This window comes from Bacteroidota bacterium (assembly GCA_016722565.1).
Lineage (GTDB): Bacteria > Bacteroidota > Bacteroidia > 2-12-FULL-35-15 > 2-12-FULL-35-15 > 2-12-FULL-35-15.
Map to the genome: position 1 here is coordinate 26,975 of JADKIU010000007.1, position 24,652 is coordinate 51,626.

16 protein-coding genes and 1 pseudogene are annotated in these 24,652 nt (G+C 36.2%); 9 read left to right on the top strand and 8 right to left on the bottom strand.

The window, feature by feature from the left end; all coding sequences use genetic code 11:
- Positions 1–218 precede the first annotated feature (218 nt).
- Positions 219–2,372, top strand: a complete 2,154-nt coding sequence (locus tag IPP64_14875; GenBank protein MBL0330653.1) for a transglutaminase domain-containing protein — start codon at positions 219–221, stop codon at positions 2,370–2,372.
- A 63-nt stretch (positions 2,373–2,435) separates the two neighbouring features.
- Positions 2,436–3,194: a methyltransferase domain-containing protein gene (locus IPP64_14880; GenBank protein ID MBL0330654.1), complete on the top strand. Its 759-nt coding sequence runs from the start codon at positions 2,436–2,438 to the stop codon at positions 3,192–3,194.
- A 6-nt stretch (positions 3,195–3,200) separates the two neighbouring features.
- Here IPP64_14880 and IPP64_14885 read toward each other — a convergent pair whose 3' ends face one another.
- From IPP64_14885 to IPP64_14915, 7 genes are all read right to left on the bottom strand, one after another.
- A complete protein-coding gene (locus IPP64_14885; protein MBL0330655.1) occupies positions 3,201–4,253 on the bottom strand; it encodes a tetratricopeptide repeat protein in 1,053 nt (350 codons plus the stop codon).
- The gene (locus IPP64_14890) at positions 4,250–6,214 is read right to left on the bottom strand and encodes a DUF3857 domain-containing protein (GenBank protein ID MBL0330656.1); all 1,965 of its coding nucleotides are present in this window, start codon (positions 6,212–6,214) and stop codon (positions 4,250–4,252) included. The genes IPP64_14885 and IPP64_14890 overlap by 4 nt, the downstream gene beginning before the upstream one ends.
- 4 nt (positions 6,215–6,218) lie before the next feature.
- Positions 6,219–8,156 (bottom strand): DUF3857 domain-containing protein, encoded by a 1,938-nt coding sequence (locus IPP64_14895; GenBank protein MBL0330657.1) that lies wholly within the window; start codon positions 8,154–8,156, stop codon positions 6,219–6,221.
- Positions 8,146–10,617 (bottom strand): toxin-antitoxin system YwqK family antitoxin, encoded by a 2,472-nt coding sequence (locus tag IPP64_14900; protein MBL0330658.1) that lies wholly within the window; start codon positions 10,615–10,617, stop codon positions 8,146–8,148. Before IPP64_14900 ends, IPP64_14895 begins: the two co-directional genes overlap by 11 nt.
- The gene (locus IPP64_14905; GenBank protein ID MBL0330659.1) at positions 10,614–11,432 is read right to left on the bottom strand and encodes a hypothetical protein; all 819 of its coding nucleotides are present in this window, start codon (positions 11,430–11,432) and stop codon (positions 10,614–10,616) included. Before IPP64_14905 ends, IPP64_14900 begins: the two co-directional genes overlap by 4 nt.
- 189 nt (positions 11,433–11,621) lie before the next feature.
- Positions 11,622–12,638 carry a 2-oxoacid:ferredoxin oxidoreductase subunit beta gene (locus IPP64_14910; GenBank protein ID MBL0330660.1) on the bottom strand — a complete coding sequence of 339 codons (1,017 nt, stop codon included), beginning with the start codon at positions 12,636–12,638 and terminating at the stop codon, positions 11,622–11,624.
- Positions 12,638–14,506: a 2-oxoacid:acceptor oxidoreductase subunit alpha gene (locus tag IPP64_14915; GenBank protein MBL0330661.1), complete on the bottom strand. Its 1,869-nt coding sequence runs from the start codon at positions 14,504–14,506 to the stop codon at positions 12,638–12,640. The genes IPP64_14910 and IPP64_14915 overlap by 1 nt, the downstream gene beginning before the upstream one ends.
- A gap of 255 nt (positions 14,507–14,761) precedes the next feature.
- Here IPP64_14915 and IPP64_14920 point away from each other — a divergent pair, with 255 nt between their 5' ends.
- The 4 genes and pseudogenes from IPP64_14920 to IPP64_14935 all read left to right on the top strand — a co-directional run bounded on the left by IPP64_14920 (position 14,762) and on the right by IPP64_14935 (position 18,947).
- On the top strand, positions 14,762–15,169 hold the full coding sequence (locus IPP64_14920) for an outer membrane protein transport protein (GenBank protein MBL0330662.1): 408 nt from the start codon (positions 14,762–14,764) through the stop codon (positions 15,167–15,169).
- Positions 15,055–15,993, top strand: a pseudogene (locus IPP64_14925) (outer membrane protein transport protein). The gene IPP64_14920 and the pseudogene IPP64_14925 overlap by 115 nt, the downstream one beginning before the upstream one ends.
- A 56-nt stretch (positions 15,994–16,049) precedes the next feature.
- The gene (locus tag IPP64_14930; protein MBL0330663.1) at positions 16,050–17,339 is read left to right on the top strand and encodes an alpha/beta hydrolase fold domain-containing protein; all 1,290 of its coding nucleotides are present in this window, start codon (positions 16,050–16,052) and stop codon (positions 17,337–17,339) included.
- Between the two features lie 204 nt (positions 17,340–17,543).
- A complete protein-coding gene (locus tag IPP64_14935) occupies positions 17,544–18,947 on the top strand; it encodes an aldehyde dehydrogenase (protein ID MBL0330664.1) in 1,404 nt (467 codons plus the stop codon).
- A gap of 14 nt (positions 18,948–18,961) precedes the next feature.
- Here the strand turns inward: IPP64_14935 and IPP64_14940 are convergent, their stop codons facing one another.
- A complete protein-coding gene (locus tag IPP64_14940; GenBank protein MBL0330665.1) occupies positions 18,962–19,855 on the bottom strand; it encodes an LD-carboxypeptidase in 894 nt (297 codons plus the stop codon).
- Between the two features lie 42 nt (positions 19,856–19,897).
- On the opposite strand from IPP64_14940, the gene IPP64_14945 reads away from it, so the two are divergent.
- From IPP64_14945 to IPP64_14955, 3 genes are all read left to right on the top strand, one after another.
- Complete coding sequence (locus tag IPP64_14945) at positions 19,898–20,251, top strand: group III truncated hemoglobin (protein MBL0330666.1); 354 nt, start codon at positions 19,898–19,900, stop codon at positions 20,249–20,251.
- A gap of 71 nt (positions 20,252–20,322) precedes the next feature.
- Positions 20,323–22,359: a methionine--tRNA ligase gene (metG, locus tag IPP64_14950; protein ID MBL0330667.1), complete on the top strand. Its 2,037-nt coding sequence runs from the start codon at positions 20,323–20,325 to the stop codon at positions 22,357–22,359.
- Between the two features lie 72 nt (positions 22,360–22,431).
- Positions 22,432–24,591: a S9 family peptidase gene (locus tag IPP64_14955; GenBank protein ID MBL0330668.1), complete on the top strand. Its 2,160-nt coding sequence runs from the start codon at positions 22,432–22,434 to the stop codon at positions 24,589–24,591.
- The last annotated feature ends 61 nt before the right edge of the window (positions 24,592–24,652 follow it).

Genomic DNA, 24,652 nt, shown 5'->3' on the forward strand with positions numbered 1-24,652 from the left:
TGTAGTTTTAGTGTTCTATCAAATGTACGCTATAATCCCTCGATTAAAAAGAATTATAATAATATCTTCGTATACAGTTAATCAACAATGAAAGAAAGATTTTTTTGCACAACAAAATCTATCTTTTCAGTAATTTGCACAAAGGATTTAAATTGTCGATGAGCCATATTATTTTATTAAAATAAGCGTTATTGGCATAAGATATGCTAACCTAAACCGTGCGAAACATACTCCTACTTCTTCTGTTATTTTTCACCGTTAGTCTTGCTGCACAAGAAGAGCTATCGTTCCCTAAACTAGAATTACCGAATACCAAAAGAATCGATCGCGACCCGGTAAAGCTTATTTTCAAATTAACAGAAGGCAAGAAAAGTGACAAGGAAAAATTTGATGCCATCTTCACCTGGGTCGCGCAAAACATCCATTACGATTATGGAACATATTATTCACCAAGAGGTGCATCAGCTCCTAAACTAAAACGAATATTAAAGTATAAAACCGGTATTTGCCTCGACTATGCCTATCTGATGGACACCCTCTGCACCTTGGCCGGCATACGAAATGTTTCAGTGTATGGCTATGCCAAGGATGAGTTATTTGATATTGGTGATTCACTTTATGTAGATAACCATGCATGGAATGCCGTGAAACTCGAAAACTATTGGTATGTGTATGATGTAACGTGGTCGGCCGGACAATATATTCCAAAATTCACACGGTTCAGCCAGTTTATTATCAACTGGGAAAAGCGACTTTGGAAGCGAAAAAAAGTACGAACCATCACCTTTCGTCCAAAATTTAAATTAGAATGTAATCCCAAAACCGGCAAATTCAAACAAAGCTATACCACAATTCCTCGTTGGAGCATTATGCTTCTAAAAATACTTTCACATGTTAAACTAAGAGTGCATTATGTGATGGACAAAAATATAAATCAGGATTATTATCTGACCAATCCAGAACTTTTTGCCATCACACATATCCCTGATAATCCATATTGGTCGCTATCTGGTGAATACCCAACCATTCGTTATTTCGAAACAGACAGCGCTTTCTACCATTTGGATGATAGCACATTTGTAAATCAAGATAGACAAAGCAGGCACTGTGGTGAATGCGACAGCTACTTTGCTCTTGATCCGAAAACGAAACAAAAAGAAATGAAACATAATAGTTGGGAGTTTAATCCTCGTAATCATTTTGTTCCATGGTTGGCAAATTATAATCTCGGAAATATTTTTTATACAGAATCAATTCCCATCAACGACTCTACAACCAAGATTCAATGCATTGATTCGGCACTTAGTTATTACGACATGGCAAGGAATGATTTAAAACAATCATACAGAGATGTTGTAAAAGAAAATCAATTGCTACGAGCAAAAAATGCAACTAAATTAAAAAACTTATTAGCAGAGAACAGAATTCACATCTCTTACATCCATGCATTGCTTGCAGAAACGAATAAATCAACCAGCAAGATGAAAAAATTTATCGGGCGAACAAGAGTCACAGAGGTTGGACTAAGAGCTGATAAAAATAAACTCCATAAACTGAATGTAAAAACGATTCCCTATAAAAACAAAGACAATGTTCTTGTGATGCAAAACAAATACATTCAACTATCAGAAAAAATTGATTCTCTAAATCAATCCATCAGTATCCTTCGTGGACAATATGATGGTATGTTGATAATACTTTCAAACAATCTCTGGCAAAAAGACAAAATTCAAGATTCACTTGCAGGTCCTTTTTATCGAGGAATGTACAATCGACTATACTATCAGATGGATGGGCGAAAAAAAACTATTGTAGAAGACAGAAAATCTATTGAACCAATAAAACAATTGTATGCTTCCGATTTAGAAAGTACGATCTATCGTCTATCCGACAGCTGTGGTGATTTAGGCATGCAAATTTTTCGTTTCATGGGAAAACGAGATGCACTGCTGCTGGAGGCAGGAAGGCTTTTAAATGTGCTGGTGAATGAAAAAATGGTTGGCAAAGATTCGCTTAAAGATTACATTCGCTCTTACAATGACATTATTCAAGAGAATATTTGCTGGATTACTTCCGGTTCCTCAAAACTAAAATCAGTGGTGGTTGGTTATAAAGTGATGCTATTGCACCAAAAAGAATTAAAACTGTTGATTCAAAAAGAGAACAGAGCTGAAGCAACCCGATACCGAATCGTCAACAAAGAAATTACAAGAAGAAAAATAAAATACAGCAGCATTCCTGCCAATAATCTTCGCGTTTGCTCCTTTACAAAAAGGATGGTCACTTATTACAAAAGGGATTATTTGAAAAGCTTAAAAGACAAAAGGAAAAAAGAAAAGGAAAAGAACAAGAAAAAGAAGAAAACAATATAATCCATTGTCAATCCTATTTCTGCAAAGAAATATATTAATATCTTCGTATACATTTAATCAATCATGAAACAAGGATTTTTTTCAGCACTTTATCAAAGCTCGGCTACCATCGACTACTTCCTTGGCAACAAAAGGAAGTTTATGAATTTGGGATACGAGGGCATTGTGTCTAAAGAAATAAAACCGGAAGATGATAACGACCGTCACCACATTTCGCTTTACATAAAACTGATTGGCAATGCTCTTATTTCGGATGCCAAAAACAAAGCAGCTTTAGAAATTGGTTGTGGCAGAGGAGGCGGTTGCTATGTGCTGAAAAACTACTTTCATTTTACCGATATCACTGCCGTTGATTTAAGTTCCGCCAACATTCGTTTGGCAAAACGGTTTGTTCCGGAAGGGAAATTTATCGCAGCCGATGCAATTGCCTTTCATACGGATAAAAAATTCGACCTTGTTGTGAATCTAGAATCTTCACATCGGTATTCTTCCCGATTACTCTTTTTCAAGAATGTTGTATCCATGATGAAGGTTGACGCCAGTTTTGTATTTGGTGATATGATTCGAAAAAATGAATTAGAGGACGTTGAAAAAATGATTTTGGAAAGCGGACTAACCATAAATACTGTTGAAACTGTCAATAAAGAAGTGGTAGCTGCGATCGAAAAACACAGTCGGAAACAATATCCACTGGCTACAAAATTCCCTGGTTTATTTCCTAGAAGGATTCACAGCTTTTTTGTGACGGTTCATTCCAGAGCGTATAACCGTTTAAAAAATGGGGATGTATTGTATAATTTATACGTACTTAAAAAAGCGTAATGTAAATTACTTACAATTCTCTTTCATCAAGGTTATTACTTCATCGTCATATTCTTCGGTATAACCTAGGTCAATTGCTTTTTTCAATTTCACACAAGCTTCTTGTTGTTTTTTCTCAGCTAAAAGCAATTGTGCAAACGTTTTATAGGCATAGGAATTTCCGCTGTACAACTCCAATGATTTTGTAATGTCTTTTCGTGCTCCCTTCAAATCATTCAATTGAATTTTCGCATATCCTCTGTTACAGTAGGCATAAGCAAATGTTGGATTTAATTTTATCGCCTTATCAAAAAGTTCGATTGCTCCCTGGTAATCCTTCTGTTCAAACTTAACAAAGTAGGCGATGTTATTATATCCGATCCATCTTTCAGAAGAATCAATCTCCATTCCCCGATTTATATCAACAAGCGCCTTTTCAAAATCTTTCATGTGTGCATACGAAATGCCTCGATCGTAAAACGCAGCAATATTTTGCGGGTCAATTAAAATGGTTTTACTGAATGCTTCAGCTGCCCCTGGATAATTCTTTTGTCGCTGCAATGCAGAACCTTTCATATTCCATGCTTCAATATTCAGTGGGTTTATTTTTAAAAGCGTATCCGCATCATTCAATGCCTCCACATACATTTTTTTGGAGATTTTCGCTTTTACTTTCATTAGGATCAAATCCTCGTACTCCGGTTTCAGAAGAAGTCCTTCGTTTGCCCACTTGATGGATTCATCATATTGTTTTGCACGCAAGTGAATGATCGTTCGGGCAAGGTATAATTCAGAAAATTCTGGTTTTAATTTGATCGCATCTGAAATATCAGAAATGGCTGCTGAAAAATTCCCCAACTCCATTTTACAAAAAGAGCGAGCTTTGTAGGCATTTGCGATGGCATAATCATTTTTTGCAGAGTTCTTATTTTTTAGTGCTGAACTAAACGCAGTAGCTGCTTCATTGAAATTGCCGCTTACAAATTTCTCCTGACCTTGATTATAGAAATAGGAAAAATCACTTTGACTTTTCAATATTGAGCCGAAACAAATGAATAAAATCAAAAAGGTTATTCTCATAGTTTTTCCAAAATTAAAACCACCTTATTAAAATCGGCAGCGGCATTGATAACCGTTCTGAATTCTTCAAACTTTTCTTTCGGATAGGTTATTGCCTGATAATCCTCATAAACATTGATTTTCAGAACATCCCCTTCCAGCTTGTATCCAGAAACGAAACTGGAAACCACCTTACCATTTGCTGTATATTTTTTATCGATGATGATATCATCCATATTTTTAATCTTGTACCCTTTGGGTATTTTGATTTCCAATACACGTGTAAAACTATGGGTGTAAGTAATTTCAGCATCTGCCTGACGCGCTTTATCCTGATATAACTCTTCTTGTGAACCAATCAATGCTCCAACTTTAAAAAGGTACTTATTTCCGGCACTTTCCATCAATTGGGGTGTTTCCACCACCGATTCAATTACAAAAGGGTTAACAAGAATATCGGCTTGTTCGGCACCGGAATATTTTGATGATTTAACAATGCTTTCCGTTCCAATAAATTTGGAAAGGTTATCCATTAATTCAGCGATCTGATTTTTTTCGATATAAAAAATACTTGGCTGAATATAAAAAGCTGAATACCCCACAAATTCCTGTTTAATAGAAACCGTTGGTGTCAAGGTTTCTTCATTGAACACAACAGATTCTGTAAGATTATTATAGGATTTTGTATATACAGGTGGTTCAATAAATTTCACTTTTGAAATTCCAGCCTTAATATCTCCGACAACTGTTTCCTTAATAAACAACCCTTTGTTGTTCGTTAATTCCGGAGGAGGAAAACCAAGTCTGCTCGAATAATTAGAACAAGAAAGATACATATCAACACTAGGATAATATGTTAAGTACTCTCTTAGATTATTCCAGGAAGGAAAATTACTATCAAATTTTCTGCTTGTGCGATCTGTTGTAAGCACCAACTCGATCGGAATGTTTAATGCTTTAGCGGCTCCGATGTATAAACGTTGCAATGCTGCTTCATTTCCATATTTCAAATCCAGCATCTTATCAACAGATACGCGCTCGGAAGCAAGACTAATATTTGTTTTCATGAATTGCTCCAACGCTCTTATCTTCAACTCATCCGTTTTCATATTCGCCAGTCCTAACTTAGAAATGAGTTTATCAATGGCTTTGGTTTCTGATTTTTCAAAACTGAACATTCCGGAATACATATCCGTTCCGCAATATTCCCAAGAATATAATCTTGCTTTTCCTTTTGATGTATTGTATGTTAACTGATAATCAAAACGCATTTTATTGGCATCATACGTTGAATATTTTTCTTCGTTTAAAGCATTAATATAATCAACGGAGGTGTAGATGTGATTTTTATCTTTCAAAGCCGTATCCTTTTCAAACTGAGGAAAACCATTATAGCCTTTTGCTTCGTAAATTAAATTTGAAGGAGAATAAATATCAACGGAAACATTTTTTCGGATAACTTCATCTTGTAATGTCCAGGAAGAGCTACCACTAAAAGATTTTTTATTTGTATACAAATATTCAATCTCCCCGCCTTTATCAATTCCTTCCATTGCAAAAATGAGGAATGCACCTGCATTTTCAATATTGTCTACTTTTTTTACAGAACTTTTATTCAAAGGAATAATTTTTCCTTCAGAGGTGATGGTGCGTCCTTTCAAATCCATTTCCTCTAATATATTTGCATAGGAAACATAAATTTTATTCATTTCTTCAATTCCTTTTTCATTATTGAAATGAACAATGGTGTGGCGTGTGGAATACTCGACTAATTGGCCGGAAGCTTCATACACCTGTTCAATCATAATTTTATCTTTCAGGATGATGTAGTTCCCTTCTTTTTCTTTGTCAGATAACGTATGCAATTTGGGATTCGGATCCCAGGTATACTTTTTATATGCAAAATCGGTGCTGACTTGTGCAACAGATAGCAATGTCATAAGGAGCAACAGCAATGTGATTAGTTTCGTTTTGAAAATCATGGGATTATTGTTTTATAAGTGATACAGCTTGTTTGTTTGATTTAATTAACTCGGATAAGACTTTATTATACTTATCAAAATCAGCCACTTCGAGCATTAAAATATTGAAATAGATCTCATTCTTAAGAATGATTTGATTGTTTTTAAAAGTATACTCCGATGAAAATCCGGCTACATCGTTTTCATAACGTTTGTTTTCGGGTATAAATTCAGGTTTATAACCTGGAGGAACGTTTAAAATGGTCACCACTATTTTTTTAGTTTTATGTTTAATGTTCAGTGGTACTTTTCTGGATGCAGGAACTTGTTCCACTCCTAAACCTAAATCCATATTTAAATTAATGTACAATTCATTTTGATTTTTTCGGGCATAATCCGGCACGGAAAATTTGTAGTGAATCGTAAGCGGTTTTGTTCGGTCAAACGGACTTTGATTTATATCAGAGAAGCTAACCTTATTACTTCCTTTTGCGAAGTATCCTTTAAAAAAGACCTCTTTTTCATCTACATTCAAATGTTCGGTCGCGTAGATGTATTCCAGTTGATCATAGCCGGAAAGTACTGCTTTGCCTTTACCATTCACAAAGTTATCTTTAATATCAATTGTAATCGAATCGATTGTTTGACTCACGCTTGCATCTTTGATTGGAACCGTCACAATCAAAAAACTATCTGCAGAAACTCCAATTAAAGCCTGTTTTCCTTGAATAAAAGAAGTATACAAATCTTGTGGTGCGTGTTTCCCTGTTGCATCTAAAAAATTCCAAACACCATTTTTATCCAGATAAGAAGTAATCATATGATTATCCACACTAGGTGTAGGAACATCGGTATAGGTATATGGAATATCTCTGGAACCAATCCACGTCAAATACGATTTTACATTTGCAAATCGGAGCATTTCGTTAATAATGCTTGCCATATCCTTACAATCTCCAAATTTCCGAGTACAAACCAATCCTGCATCACGCGGAATAAATCCACCCAATCCATCTTCAAAAGCCACATACGAGATATTATCTTGTACCCAATAGAATATTTTATTTACCTTTTCAGCTTCCGAAGTAGTATTTGCAACCAGACTATCCGTAATCTGTTTTAGTTTTAAGTCTTCTGTTTGATTGAGATTTTTTTGCAAATCGCTGTACCATTTGTACAAGTTCATCGGTTTCCCCAGAAGCTCCACATTTTTTCCGTCCACCATATAATTGGTAACATAAAAAACAAGGTGCGGCTCATAATATCTGAAATTGGGCGCATCGTCATAATAAATCCCGGAGCCATCCGATTGAAATGTCCATCGGTAGATGGTTTCATTCTTCTTCTCTTCTTTTGTAAAAACAATATTTTTATTTTCACAATTAAAAAGTTTATACGCAATAGTGATGTTTTTCTGAACCGAAATAACCAATTCATTTTTTAAACAGGGAACAAAATCTAACCAATAATGTGTACCCATAAAACGAGGTTCGACATATTTCAACTGATATGTAAGATCTAAAACGGCACCCGGTTGAACAGAAGGATATACAAAATCATAAGATTTCTGATCATCATAAAATGAATTTCTTCCCAGATCATTATTTAAATCAATTTTCTGCACTTCTTTCTTTTCATACTTTTTGTTATTGGGAACAAATGTAAAGGCTTTGATGTCGGATGCAACAACAAAACTATTAGAGGGAATAGATTCTTTTTGAAAACTTAATCCGGATTCTTTATTTATAAAAATCTGTTCGCGCATCGTGCATACACCTGTTAACTTGGTGTTCTCAACAAAAATCTTATACTCTTGCGATTTATTGAGATAAACAGCACTTGCATCCGGATAAAGCGTGCGCGCTTCAGCAACACCCGTAATTTGGGCGAAACAAGGAATACTACTAAAAAAGAAACTTGCCCAGAGGACAAGTTTCAAACCATTTCCCAGCCTATTTTTCATCAATCAATTCATCGTTATAATAAACATGGGTATGTGTTAATTTACCCGTTGCATCGTAATATTTAGACGTGCCATGTTGTTTTCCGCTTACAAAATATTCTTCGCTCTTCACTTTACCATTCTCATAATAGCTGGTTGCTTTTCCAATCTTTTCTCCGTTATCATAGTTTTCTTCTTCCTTTATTTTACCGGAAGGATAATAGGCTTTTCTTGTTCCGGAAAGTTCGTCATCAACATAATTCTCTTCTTCTTGTTTGGCACCATTGCTATGGTAAACAATTCGTTTTCCAACCAATTCGCCATTTTTTAAAGAATATTCGATAGCAGGGCTTCCGGTTTTAAAGAATGTTTTTATTGTAGCGGTTTCATTCTTCACATCTATTTTAGGAACCATCACGCCATTCTTGTCAAAATAGCTATAAGAAATCAAGATTCCATCTCTATAATCTCTGGAGATGATCAAATCACCAGTTTCAGAATAGATATTCGCTTTCCCATCAATTTCATCGTATTTATATTCATAGTCACGCTCAATCGCTTTATTCGGATAATACAAGATTGTTTTTCCTTCTTGACTATCATAAACAAAATTCGATTCTTTTTGTAGCGTACCATCTTCGTAATAAAAAAGATGTTTCCCATGTCGATCTCCATCAATAAAACCTCTTTGGGATTGTAATTTCCCATTCGGAAAATAATATTTTACATCCCCATTTGCTTTATTGGTGATGTAATTTTTTTCACTCAACGGTTTTCCACTTGGAAAAAACTCAACAAATGCGCCTTCGCGAAGATTGCGTTTGTATTCAACCTTTTGTTTTGTTTTACCATTTGTATGTTTTGTTTCAAGCATTCCCTCACCTAAGTTAAACACCATCTCTTTTGAAACAATTCCACTGGTATCGTAATACACTCTTTTTTTAACATACCCCAATTCGAAAAATTCTTCGTAAAAAAGTTTTCCGTTGATTGCAAAATACTGTTGCCAACCATCTAAATTTCCATCATTGTAAAAATTCAACTCCTCCAACTTTCCATTCATATAATACGTTTTCCATTCTCCAATTTCTTTATCAAGAATGTAGGCTCCTTCCATGTTCAACTTCCCATTGTTAAAATATTTTCGATAATAACCGTTTGTTTCACCTGCAGAATAATCGGTTTCTGATTTTACTTTTCCATTCGGATGATAATCGATGGCTTTGCCTTCTCGTTTTCCTTCAATATAATTTGTTTCGGAAGTGATATAACCATTGACATTGTAATTTTTCCATACACCGGTAAGATTTCCTGCCAACACTTTCCCTTCACGCTTCTTGTTTCCATTTGGGTAGTACAAATTAGCATCATAGTTATTTCTACCATCTTTTTTGTTCTGGTAGACAACTTTTCCGTTTAAGTCGTAAGCGATGTATTCCTGAAGAATATCATTTTTGTAAACAAACTCTTCAATCAATTTCCCTGAAATATCATAATATTTGGATGTTGCTGTAAGTTTACCATTGGAGTAGGTTTCCTCTAACTGCAATGTTCCGGTATCAAAATAATTTTTCCAAACACCATCTTTTTCACCACTTTTATTATAGTTCCCTTCAGCATCCACTTTACCATTTCGGTGATAACTTTTATACGCTCCCACCAAAACACCTTTTTCATAGTTCACCTCAATTTTTAATGTGTTTTCGGGAAAATTATAGAAGTTCTGGTATTTACCAAATCTGAAACCATCTTTAAAAGTAGATTTTTCCATAAGGTGTCCATTATTGTGATATTGTACCAACGGACCTTGATATTTTCCGGCAACAACATCAATTTCATATTTTAATTTCCCGTTTTGATAATAGTTGGATTCTTTCCCTTCTTGCACACCCATTTTATAATTTTGCACCATTTCTTTTCCACCTGTTGTATAATAGGTGGTGCGTGAACCATCCAATTTACTTACCGAAAAGTATTTTTGTTTTTCGATACTTCCATTTGAATAATAATTTTCAACTAAACCTTCAACCGATCCATCTTTATAATTTTCAACCGTTTTAAGCAAGCCCGAAGAATAATAAAATTTCCAAATGCCTTCACGTTGTGCATTTGCATTAAAAACACCTGAAGCACGAAGAATACCATTTGAATAATAAAAGTCCCAACTTCCAACATTTTCTCCTTTTGCATTCTTATTTCCAACAGATTGGATTTTACTATTTTGATACCAATGACGCGCAACGGTTTGCTTTCCGCTCAACAAACATTCATAGGTAGAAATATTTTCACCAATATAATCGACCACCCAATTAGAAAATTTTTCTGTTTCGTCTTTATTTTTCTTAAGCCAAGAATTAATATCTGGATTTTCGAACTCAGCAAGAATGCCATAAGCATACGGTTCAAAATAATTATTCTTATTCATGGCTTGAAACAACGGAGCATAAAATTCCATATAAAATCCTTTGTCGCTTTTATTCACTTCAATCTTCTCAAAATAAGTTGCATTTGTTTGGTGATATTGAATTTCAACTTAATCTTTGATTTGTATTTATCAGTCAACGCAACTTTTGATTTCACTAAAGCCTCTAATTCAGAAAAATCATCTTGCTCACTTAATCCATCGATCTTTATTACATCTTTAAACTCATATTCGTTTTTAGCAATTTTCTCTAGCTCAGAAACAATTGATTTTGCTCTGGTGGATGAATTGTCGAGTAATAAATAATATTGCCATGCCAGCATTGCAGGAATCAATTTCCCTTGTTTAAGCGCCAAATTGGCCATTACATGATGACTGGAAGCATGGTATGGATTGCATTTGATAGACTGAATCATCAAATCATGTGTTTCTGCATACTTTTCCTGGCGGTATTTCAAAATACCCAATTCAAAATAAAATGAATTATTCAAAGGGTATTTTTTTATTCCCTCGTTGTAAAGTTTCATCGCTTCATCACTTTTTCCCATCTTATCCAGCGCGTTTGCTTTGTAAAGCAATAAACTTGGAGCAAAAGAGGAAGGCAACACAGAAGCTTGGTCACAAACAATTACAGCCATAGAATCCTGTTCACTGGCGATATATGTATTTACCAATTCAACACATGCTAACACATAATTGGTATCGTTTGGATTTACTTTTTTAAATTCCACTATCGCTTCCGCGTATTTTTCTTCGTCATGTAAAGCGACACCTTTTTGGATAATTTTTTTTGAATCGACTTCAAGGGAAGTTTGTGCATAAGAAAATGACACAACAGAGCAGAGCATGCTCACCAGCGTGATAATTTTGTTCATAGGAATAGAGTATTTAGAACCTCAAGATAGGCAATAATTCCGAGAATTCAGGTTTTTTCTTTTCGCACTGGAAAAACTCATCATTTTGAGTGCAGGATGACAAAAATAGCCGAAAGCGATGTTCGCTAGAAACCCAATATAGATATGCTATAGCAGCTAATTAGACAGGAAAACACAATTCAAAACGCATTAAATCGTCCATGTATTTTTTCCGCGAATCAATGCATCCAAATCACCATTACCTTTCGCTGCAATTGCCTCCGTAATTTGAGCATTCATTGCATCTTCATAGCAAAAACGATCTTCCGTATAAAACACACCAAATGGACGCGGCAATGGATTTTCATCAGCAGGTGAAGAAAAGAAACGCACTAAAATATTGGCTTTCACTTGGTCTTTTTCATCGTGAATCCATAAATCGTTTGCTGATACGTCTGCAATATTTACAACAACAGGTTTGAATCCATCCAACTTAAATCCTTTATCGGCATGCTCTCCAAAAATCAAAGGCTTGCCATGCTCCACCATTAAGGTATTTATTTTTTTTGTTCCTTTTTCGGTAAAAACTTCAAATGCTCCATCATTAAACACATTACAGTTTTGATAAATCTCCACCATCGATGTTCCTTTATGACCGTTTGCACGTTTTAAAATTTCACGCAAATGAATCGGATCACGATCCATCGAACGGGCAACAAATGTTGAATCCGCGCCAAGGCATAATGCCAGCGGATTGAACGGATGATCAACAGAACCGGTTGGGGTGGATTTCGTTACTTTTCCTAATGGAGAAGCCGGAGAATATTGTCCTTTTGTTAAACCATAAATTTCGTTGTTAAACAACAAAACGTTCACATCAAAATTCCTGCGCAACAAATGAATTAAATGATTTCCACCAATCGATAATGCATCACCATCACCGGTAACAATCCACACACTTAAATCAGGACGTGTTGCTTTAAGTCCGCTTGCAATGGCTGTAGCGCGACCGTGAATACTGTGCATCCCAAACGTTTCCATGTAATATGGAAAACGTGAAGAGCATCCGATTCCGGAAATAAAAACAATTTGCTCACGCGGAATTCCAAGTTCAGGTATTACCGTTTGCACTTGTTTTAATATAGAATAATCACCGCAACCCGGGCACCAACGAACTTCTTGATCAGTGACAAAATCTTTAGCGGTTAATTTAGTAGTAGCTTCCATTATTTTAATAACTCGATAATTTTATTTTTTAACTCCTCACTCGTAAAAGGCATTCCTTGAATTTTATTTAATCCTTTCGCATCAATAAAATATTTGTCGCGAATAATTTTTATTAATTGTCCGTTATTCAATTCAGGAACCAATACTTGGTCATAGCTCTTTAAAATCTCACCTAAATTTTTAGGAAACGGATTTAAATATTTCACATGTGCATGGGCTACATCGTATCCGTCAGCAATCAATTCGCGTATTGCAGTTTTAATGGAACCATAAGTGGATCCCCAACCCAAAACCAATAATTTTCCTTTTGCACCCGCCTGTCCGGCAGGCAGGTTCCCATTATCAATTGTTTGCAATGGAATATAATCCGCAATTTTATCCACCTTCGCTTGACGCAATTTCACCATCAATTGATGATTTTCGGGATCGTATGAAATATTTCCTGTTTCATTTTCTTTTTCAATCCCTCCTACTCGATGCTCCAATCCTTTTGTTCCGGGGATTGCCCAAGGGCGTGCTAACTTTTCGTTGCGTTTATATGGTAAAAAGGATTCGCCTTCTTTCAATTCATTTTTCGCAAATGTCACTTTCAATTCAGGTAAATCTGCTGCAGATGGGAATTTCCAAGGTTCAGCACCGTTGGCAATGTATCCATCACTTAAGAAAAATACCGGAGTCATAAATTCAAGTGCTAATCGGCATGCTTCAAACGCTCCGAAAAAACAATCGGAAGGCGTATATGCTGCAATTACAGGAACAGGTGCTTCACCATTTCTTCCATACATGGCTTGTAATAAATCCGACTGTTCAGTTTTTGTTGGTAAGCCAGTACTTGGTCCACCACGTTGCACATTGACAATCACCAATGGAATTTCAAGCATCAACGCTAATCCAATCGCTTCACCTTTTAGAGCAATACCGGGACTGGAGGAAGCGGTTACACCGAGTGCACCACCAAAAGAAGCACCAATAGAAGAAGTGATGGCAGCAATTTCATCTTCTGCCTGAAATGTTTTTACTCCGAAATTTTTATGTTTTGATAATTCATGCAAAATATCTGAAGCCGGTGTGATGGGATACGTTCCGTAAAACAATGTCAGTCCGGCTTTTTGAGCCGCTGCAATCAATCCCAAAGCCGCAGCCTGATTACCCATAATGCTTCGGTAGGTGCCTTTTTCAACGGGAGCCGGTTTCACTTCAAAACGGTTCATCGGTGTTTCCACCGTATCGCCATAATGATAACCAGCCTTTAACACTTTCACATTCGCATCAATTAATTCCGGTCGCTTTTTAAATTGTTCTTTTAAAAATTCGATAGAACTTTCGATGGAGCGGTTGTACATCCAATAAATATATCCGAGAACGAACATATTTTTAGAACGATCCATTTCTTTTGTTCCTAATCCGGAATCAGCAAGGGCAGTGCGCGTAATTTTTGTAACGTCAATTTCGTATACCTTATATTTTTCGAGCGAGCCATCTTTTAAAGGATGAACGCCATCCGGATATTTCGCCAATTTTAAATTTTTAGGATCAAATCCATCGGTATTGGCAATAATGATTCCGCCCGGTTTTAATTGTTTGATGTTTGCTTTAAGAGCAGCAGCATTCATCACCACCAATACATCAAATGCATCACCTGCTGTAAAAATTTCAACACTACCAAAATGCAATTGAAATCCTGAAACACCTGCTATTGTTCCTTGCGGAGCGCGAATTTCGGCTGGGAAATTCGGGAATGTACTAATGTCATTACCATACAATGCGGCTGTGGTGGTGAATTGAGAGCCTGTTAACTGGATACCATCACCGGAATCGCCTGCAAAAAGAATGACTACGTCTGTTTTTATTTCTGTTTTTGAACTCATTTGAAGTACAAAGTTAATTTAAAGCAAAAAGGTTTTCCCACTACTGGAAAAACCTTTTAAATACGTATTGTTAATATATATTAAAAATCAATCCAGATAAGCATTACGCTTACAGCACATCAAGCAACACATTGGATTATATTGAAGGGATTGAATCATTTTGTTTTCCTTTATTTCGGTTACAAATGTACAGAATAATATTATTCTGACAACAAAAACTTGATTTGTGTAAAGAAAATGGTTTATTTTGTTGTAATGAAGAAATTAGCGGTTTTAGTTGTCGTTTTTGTTTTTGGCACTTCGGTGTTAACAGCAGGTGGTTTTCAAATTAATTTGCAGGGACAAAAACAAACAGGAATGGGACATGCAGGCACAGGATTGTGCTTGGACAATGCCAGCATTTTATTTAATCCGGGGGCACTTTCTTTCCTTGATTCATTAAAAGGAATATATATTGGGGCGAGTTTTATTATGCCCAAAACCACCTATGCAGATTATGCTACCCATTATGTGGCACATCCGGTTAAACACATTGGAACCCTTTTACCTTATATGGTGTTTATAAATTCAAAAAAGCAAAAAACTGGAATTGCGGACTGGGCATCTATACCCCTTTTGGCAGCAAAGTACAATGGGAAGATGATTGGAAAGGTCAGTTTCTGATCCGTGAAATCGATTTAAAAACCATTTTTATTCAACCAACCGTTTCTTACAAAGTAACCGACCGGCTTGGTATTGGAGCCGGATTCATCTATGCCACAGGAAGTTTCTCTTTAAGAAAAGGCGTACCATTGCAAGATTCACTTGGAAATTATGGTGAAGGAAACTTGGAAGGAAAAGCAAGCGGGTACGGGTTTAATGCCGGTATCTATTTCAAAGCCACAGAAAAATTTTCAATCGGATTCGATTATCGTTCCGAAGTAAAAGTTTCTGTCAATGGCGGAACGGCTGAATTTAACGTTCCATCGTCATTGGGTTACAAATTCCCAAGCACCACATTTTCTACACAACTTCGTTTGCCTCAGGTAGCAACACTTGGTTTAGGATATACTCCAAATAACAAATTAAAATTAGCATTTGATGTCAACTTTGTAGGTTGGAAATCTTATGATTCATTGGTAATTGATTTTGCCGACAATACAGATGCGTTAAAAGATATTCATTCACCACGTATGTATAAAAATTCATACATTTTTCGTTTGGGTGCACAGTACAAGTTAAATGAAAAGTGGACCATTCGTTGCGGGACCTATTACGATATGACTCCTGTAAAGGCAGGTTACCTAACACCGGAGACACCAGATTCAGATAAACTTGGAATCACAGCAGGTGCCTCGTTCAACATCACGAAAAAAATTCATTTGGATGCTTCCTTTTTATATATAGAAGGCAAAAAGAGAACCGATACAAATCTGGAAACAGAATTTACAGGAACTTACAAAACGAGAGCCTTGGTTCCGGGTGTAAGTTTAGAATATGTTTTTTAATTTTTTTATTTCAACCACTTTACTATCTTTATATTAAATCCTAACTAAAAAACTACATGAGAAAACTTTACTTATTTATTGCCGGAGGTTTAATTTTGGCATCTTCAGCATCATTAAACGCGCAATGTGCAGGCAATCGCTATCACGATTATATTTTCCCTGCGACTCCTACTAAAACAGCCGATGTTGTTTATGGAACTAACATTAAGGAGACTGGTTCATCCCAAACCTTATTAATGGATGTGTATCAACCAACCGGTGATGTTTCTACATCACGTGCTTTGGTTATTGTTGCGCATGGCGGAAGTTTTATTGGAGGATCAAAAACAGGAACAGATGTTGTACCTCTTTGTAATGACTTAGCAAAATTAGGATACGTAGCTGTTTCTATTGAGTACCGCTTGGGAATGAATAACTTTCCAATACCGGGACCAGATTCATCGGATGCAACAGAAGCAGTAATGCGCGCTGTGCATGATGGAAGAGCTGCTGTTCGTTATATGAGAAAAAATGCACGCGTTGGTGGAAACACTTATAAAATTGACACGAACAATATCTTTTTTGCAGGTGTTTCTGCAGGAGGATTTATTGCATTGCACTTAGCATACTTAGATCAATTGGCCGAATACCCAAATTATATTGACACACTACAACCAGGATTACTTGGTGGTGTTGAAGGATTGAGTGGAAGTCAAGGTTACCCTTCCAATGTAAAAGCTGTTGTAAATATATGTGGAGCGCTTGGTGATACCACTTGGATTAAACCGGGCGATGAACCTGTGTTGAGTTTCCATGGAACAAATGACAATACAGTACCTTACGGCTCAGCGATTATTGTTCTTTCCGGATTTTATCCGTTGTTAGAAGTAGATGGAAGTTCAAGTGTTCATGAACAAGCAAACGCTATGGGTTTAGAAAATTGTTTTGTAACATGGCCAGGACAAGATCATGTTCCTGAAGTAGGAACAAGCGCATCAGCCTTGGCACATTATGATTCAACCATTACCATTACACGTAACTTCTTGGAACATTACACCTGTGGAGTTCCGCTCAATTGCAATTACACAGCAACGCCTGCTTTAGGGCTGGATGAACTTTCTGCAGAGGCTGCATTTGCCATCTATCCAAATCCGGCAAATACTTCTGCAACAGTTGACCTTTCTCAATTTAACGGATACGAGGTAGCAATTGAATTGTATGATGCAATGGGACGTCAAGTAAAAAGCATCAGCAACATTAAAACAGATACCTACATTATGCAACGCGATAATTTGCAAAGCGGTATTTACTTTATGAATGTGATGGTGGACGGAAGACGCTTCAGCAAAAAAATTATTTTTGAATAGGATTTTAATTCCTAATTCTAAAAAGATCCTCCTTGCTATTGCAGGGAGGATCTTTTGTTTTAAGGGATAGATGCAGTATCTTTGAAGGAAAGTGCATACAAACAATTAAATAAAGAATCAATTATTCTGGCTATAAAAATGTCACTAGCCAGATTGAGCAATTGATGAAAAATGACTTTTTCCTAGTTAATAATTTCAAACACAATGAGTCCACAAGAAGAATCTAACCAAGAGATTGAAACAGGTAAACTAAAAATAGAAAGACTATTAAAATCGCAACGGTCATTTTATAACTCACACCAAACAAAAGATATCACTTTCAGATTAGACGCATTAAAAAAGCTCAAAAAAACTATTTTAAAATACGAAAAAAAAATACTTGATGCTTTGTGGCAAGATCTGCACAAATCTTTAGAAGAAGCCTATTTAACAGAAGTATCTATTGTTATACAAGAGATTGACAATCACTTGAAGCACCTAAAAAATTGGAGCAGAACAGAAACCGTTCCAACACCAATCTATTTATTTCCTTCTAAAAGTAAAATCGTTACTGAACCTTTAGGTGTTTCACTGATTATTGCTCCATGGAATTACCCCTTTCAACTATTAATGAATCCGTTAGTTGGTTCTATTGCAGCAGGAAATTGTGCAATATTAAAACCATCCCCTGATGCTGCTTGCATAGCAAAAGTAATGGAAGAATTAACTCTTGAAGCGTTTCCTTCTAATTACAATTGTGTAATTCAAGGCGATCGGATGATAAATGAATTACTATTAAAACAACATTTCGATATCATCTTTTTTACAGGAAGTTCTGCTGTAGGTAAAATAATTATGAAGGCAGCTGCTGCAAACTTAACTCCTGTAGTTCTAGAGTTAGGTGGCAAAAGCCCATGTATTGTTGACAAAGACGCCAATCTTGATATTGCAGCAAAGCGCATTGCTTGGGGCAAAACCATTAATGCAGGTCAAACTTGCATTGCTCCCGATTATTTGTTTGTGCATGAAGATGTGAAAGAAGAATTACTAAAAAAAATCGGCTTACACATAGAAAAAATGTATGGTAAAGAAATAAAAAGTAGCAAATTTTATCCAAGAATCATTAATCAAAGAGCCGTTGAACGATTGCAGAAATTAATGCTGGATGGGAAAATCATTTATGGAGGAAATACGGATATAGCTGAAAATTTTATTGAACCGACAATCATCGATGAAATAAAATCAGAGCATCCAATTATGCAGGAAGAAATCTTCGGTCCAATATTACCCCTCCTTTCATTCCAAAATATAAATGAAGTAATTGATTATGTAAATTCAAAAGAAAAACCATTGGCTTGTTATTTTTTTGGAAACAGCTCACAAACCCAAAAAATAGTCGCAACAATTTCGGCTGGAGGCATGTGCATTAATGACACAATAATGCACGTTGCTAATCATCATTTACCATTTGGAGGAGTAGGGAATAGTGGCATAGGAAAATATCACGGTAAACAAAGTTTTCTAGCATTCAGCAATCAAAAAGCAGTTGTATATGCTTCCACTTGGATTGATTTACCAATGAAATATCCACCTTTCAAGTATTTTAATTTTATTAAAAAATTTATCTAGAGAGCTAAATTTTCTTACATCAAGGAAGAGCTTGTGTCTCCCACAACCAATTTCATTCTTCGTCCAAGCACCAACCCTAGATTTCTATTAACATGTCCTGCAGGAAAGTTAAAACAGACAGGATAATTATAATCTTTTACTGCGTCCAAAATAATTTCTTCTGCCGTTTTTCCAAACGGAATCTGATTGTCTTTCATATCAGTCATGCCTCCAACAACCAATCCTGCTAAGTCGCTTAACTTACCATAGCGTTTTAAACTCACCATCATCCGATCGAGATGATATAAATACTCATCCAAATCTTCAATGAATAAAATTTTTCCTTTGGTATGAATGCTCGAAGCACTTCCTGCTAATGCATAGAGTAAGGATAAATTCCCTCCTACCACTTGGGCTTCCACAACGCCTGTTTTATTTAAAGGATGTTTTTCTATTTGATACACTAACTTTTCACCAAACAACAGTTTTTGCATCGTCTCCACCGCCTCCGCATTTACAGAAAAATTAATGGGCATTGTTGCATGCAACGTTTCTATTCCGAAATTATGAATGTGTGAATGTAATACAGTAATGTCACTGTAACCAATTATCCATTTAGGATGTTGTTTAAATTTTGTAAAATCAATTTGATCAACAATACGCATCGTCCCATAACCACCGCGAGCACTTATAACTGCTTTAATGGAATCATCATCCAATGCTGATTGCAAGTCCGCTGCACGTTCGGCATCAGCACCTGAAAACTGATGATCGCTGCCAAATAAATTTTTGCTCAATACCACTTCCAAGCCCCATCTTTTGAAGGTATCAATTGCCGTTTGAAGTTCCTGCAACGTAATTTTGCGAGCGGAAGCTACAATGGCAATTTTATCGCCTGGTTTTAAAAATGGAGGTTGAATTAAATTCATTGTTCGTGATTATTTTAACAAAAGTAATCGGATATTTGCAGAATGACAAAAACGGACATTCATTCACCATCAGATGTAACAAAGCTAATCAAAACTTTTTACGATAAATTATTGACGAGTAGCATCAATCATCACTTCGTAAATCTGAATTTAGAAGAACATCTGCCACGCATCGACAGCTTTTGGAATGCCACGCTCTTTCCAGACCACACCTACGCACAAAATTTAGTAGAAAAACACATGCATTTGCCCTTAAAAAAGGAAGAATTTGCAGTCTGGTTGAGCTTTTTCCATGCTACTGTTGATGAGTTATTTGCCGGAACAAATGCTGATATTACCAAAAACAGAGCCTCCAGCATTGCTTATATTATGCAAAAGAAGCTACTCAAGGATTAATTTGTATTTTTGTTAGCCTTATTTCGAATACGCCTATTCGAAGAGGAAATTGAAAATCAGTAAAAGAATTTATGAAGTTTAAAAGACATACCGTTACTGCCGCTTTGCCCTATGCAAATGGCCCTGTTCATATTGGTCATTTAGCAGGATGTTATTTGCCTGCCGACATATACGTTCGTTTTCTCCGCTCAAAAGGGGAAGATGTAAAATTTATTTGCGGCTCGGATGAACATGGCGTTCCCATTACCATCAAAGCAAAAAAAGAAGGCATCACACCACAACAAGTGGTGGATAAATATCACAAGATGATGGGCAACTCTTTCAAAGAGTTTGGCGTTTCGTTCGATATCTACTCACGTACTTCTTCTAAAACTCACCATGAAACTGCTTCTGCATTTTTCAAAAATCTTTACGATAAAAAAGTTTTTGTAGAGGAAATTACAGAGCAGTACTTTGATGAAAAAGCAAATCAGTTTCTAGCAGATCGCTATATTGTAGGAACATGTCCGAAATGCGCCAATGAAAATGCTTACGGAGACCAATGCGAAAAATGTGGAAGCACTTTAAATGCAACCGACTTAATAAATCCGAAATCAACATTATCCGGAGAAAAACCTGTTCTGAAAAAAACAAAAAATTGGTTTTTGCCCTTGGATAAAATGCAACCACAAATTGAAGCATATATTGATTCTCACAAAGAATGGAAAAGCAATGTGTTTGGCCAATGTAAAAGCTGGTTGAATGCAGGATTGCAACCTCGCGCCATGACCCGCGATTTGGATTGGGGCGTAAAAGTACCTGTTGAAGGTGCCGAAGGAAAAGTATTGTACGTTTGGTTTGATGCTCCTATTGGCTATATTTCTGCAACAAAAGATTTAACAAAAGATTGGGAATTATACTGGAAAGATAAAGAAACCAAATTGGTTCACTTTATTGGGAAAGATAACATTGTTTTTCATTGCATTATCTTTCCTGCCATGTTAATGGCAGAAGGTTCGTTCATTTTACCTGAGAATGTTCCGGCAAATGAATTTTTAAATTTAGAAGGCGATAAAATTTCTACTTCCCGCAATTGGGCTGTTTGGTTGCACGAATACTTGATTGAGTTTAAAGACAAACAAGATGTGCTTCGTTATACCCTTTGTGCAAATGCCCCGGAAAGTAAGGACAATGATTTTACCTGGAAAGATTTTCAGGCAAAAAACAACAATGAGTTGGTTGCCATCCTTGGAAATTTTGTTAACCGCACCTTGGTGCTAACACATAAATATTACGAAGGAAAAGTTCCGGTTGCAGCAGAATACACCAAAAGTGATTTGTTGTTATTAGAAGAAATCACCAAATATCCTGCAAAAATTGCTGCAAGCATCGAACAATATCGTTTCCGTGAAGCATTAGGAGAATTGATGAACTTGGCACGCTTGGGTAATAAATATTTAGCAGATAATGAGCCGTGGACATTGATTAAAACAGATGAAAAACGCGTACAAACCATCATGAACCTATCATTGCAAATTTCTGCAAACCTGGCGGTATTGATGGAACCGTTTTTACCGTTTACTGCAAAAAAATTAAGCACCATGCTCAACCTGAACTCCGGTTTAAAATGGAACGATGCAACACGCACCGATTTGTTATTAGCCGGACATCAGATAAACACTGCGGCATTGTTGTTTGATAAAATAGAAGACGAAACCATTACCGCTCAAGTTCAAAAATTAGCAGACTCAAAAAAACTGAACGAAGAAAGCAATACATCCGAAATTGAGCCATCAAAAGCAGAAACATCTTTTGATGAATTTAGCAAAATGGATATTCGTATTGGAACCATTTTAGAAGCTGAACGCGTTCCTAAAACGGATAAACTTTTAAAATTATTGATTGATACAGGTATTGACAAACGCACTGTTGTTTCCGGAATCGCAGGATACTACAAACCGGAAGATATTATCGGGCAGCAAGTTTCAATCCTTGTCAACCTTGCTCCTCGAAAAATAAAAGGAATCGAAAGCCAGGGTATGATTTTGATGGCAGAAAACAACAAAGGAGAATTGAGTTTTGTGGCGCCAACAAAAGACACCATCAACAATGGCGGGGCTGTAAAATAGTTCAAAAAATAACTTATCTTTATTGGTGCATTCTGTCGTTTCAGAATGCACTTTTTTATTTAATCCACTATTATGAAAAAAATTACACTCTTCGTTTTCTTGCTTGCTGTATTTTTTCAAACAAGCATTGCTCAGGAAAAACTTTTAACAATGGAAGAAGCTGTTGTGAAACAGCGCAGCACGCTCGCGCCATCCAGGCTAAGTCAGTTGATGTGGGTAAAAAACACCGACTCCTACTCTTATGTAAATCCAGGCGAAGTGCAAGAATTATTTATTTGCAATGCTTCTGATGGAAAAGTAACTCAAGCAGTTTCTTTGGCAATTCTGAATGAAGAAGTAAAAAAAATCGATCTGACACCCTTCAAAAACTTTCCACTACTCAAGTGGAAAAACGAGAAACAATTTTCATTTGAGGCTTTCAAAGAGGAGAAACACTTGTTTTTAGTTTATGACATTAAAACAAAAAAAATCATCAACGAAGGCACAATCGAATCTACAGCAGTGGGAATAGATGTTGCAGACAAAACACGATTTATTGCATTTACCGTTAAAAATAATTTATTTGTGTTTGATGGTAAGAACAATTTAATCGTCACAAACGATAAAGATGAAAACATAGTAAATGGACAATCTGTTCACCGTGATGAATTCGGAATTTCCAAAGGTACTTTTTGGTCGCCAGCAGGTAACTTACTTGCTTTTTACCGCATGGATCAAACGATGGTAACCGACTATCCAATTATCGACTGGACATCCCGTCCTGCAAAAAATGTAAACATCAAATACCCAATGGCTGGAGATAAAAGTCATGAAGTAACTGTGGGTATTTATAATGTGAGCAGTGGCAAAACGGTTTTCTTAAAAACAGGCGAACCGAAAGAACAATACCTCACCAACATTGCATGGAGCAAAGACGAGCAACACATTTACATCGCAGTTTTAAATCGTGAACAGAATGAAATGAAATTAAACTCTTACAATGTTGCTACCGGATTATTTGAAAAAACATTGTTTGCAGAAAAACACGAAAAGTATGTTCACCCCATGCATCCGATGGTCTTTTTACCGAATGCTTCCGGACAGTTTATCTGGCAAAGTGAACGTGATGGATTCAATCATCTCTATTTGTATAATGCAGATGGAACACTTGTAAAACAATTGACCAAAGGAAATTGGATCATCACCGACTTAGCTGGTTTTGATGCAAAAGGCACTAAAGTGTTTTATTCTTCCACAACTGAAAGTGGCATTACCCGAAATTTTTATTCCGTAGAAGTGAAAACCGGAAAAACAACACGGATCACATCCGGTGAAGGAACGCATACAAGTGCATTGAGCAGTAAAGGAAATTACATCATCGACAACTTCCAAAGCACAACGATTCCGCGCAACACAAACATCGTAAGCACCAACGGGAAAAAATCTAAAACAATTCACACCGCAAAAAATCCATTAGCAGATTATAAACTCGGACAAATGAGTTTGTTCACTTTAAAAAGTGAAAGTGGTGACGATTTATTTTGCAGATTATTTAAACCCGTTGCATTTGACTCAACAAAAAAATATCCGGTGATTGTTTATTTGTATAATGGCCCTGGAGCGCAAATGATTAACAATACCTGGAATGGTGGTGGCGATTATTGGTTTCAATACATGGCAGAAAGAGGTTTTGTAGTTTTCACGATTGATGGAAGAGGAAGTGCCAATAGAGGATTAGCATTCGAGCAAGCCATTTTCCACAATTGCGGTACAGTAGAAATGAAAGATCAAATGGTTGGTGTGAATTTTTTAAAATCTCAAAAATATGTGGATGCAAACCGAATGGGTATTTTTGGTTGGAGTTATGGAGGATTTATGTCGACCAGCATTATGACACGCTATCCGGAGGTGTTTAAAGCAGGTGTGGCAGGTGGACCGGTTGTCGATTGGAGCTATTATGAAGTGATGTATACCGAACGCTACATGGGAACACCGCAATCGAATCCAAAAGGGTATGCCGAATCAAGAACAATAAATCATATTGACAATTTAAAAGGAAAATTATTAATCATTCACGGTGCACAAGATGGCACTGTTGTTTGGCAGCACAGCATCCAATATATCAAAGCCTGTGTTGAAAAAAATAAACAAGTCGATTATTTTGTCTATCCCGGTCACGAACACAATGTTTTAGGAAAAGAACGTGAGCACTTATATCAAAAAGTAACGGATTACTTTATGCAAAATTTGTAAGACATTTTTGACAGGCAGACTTCTCGACTCCGCTCGAAGTGACAGTGCTAAAGGCAAGTTC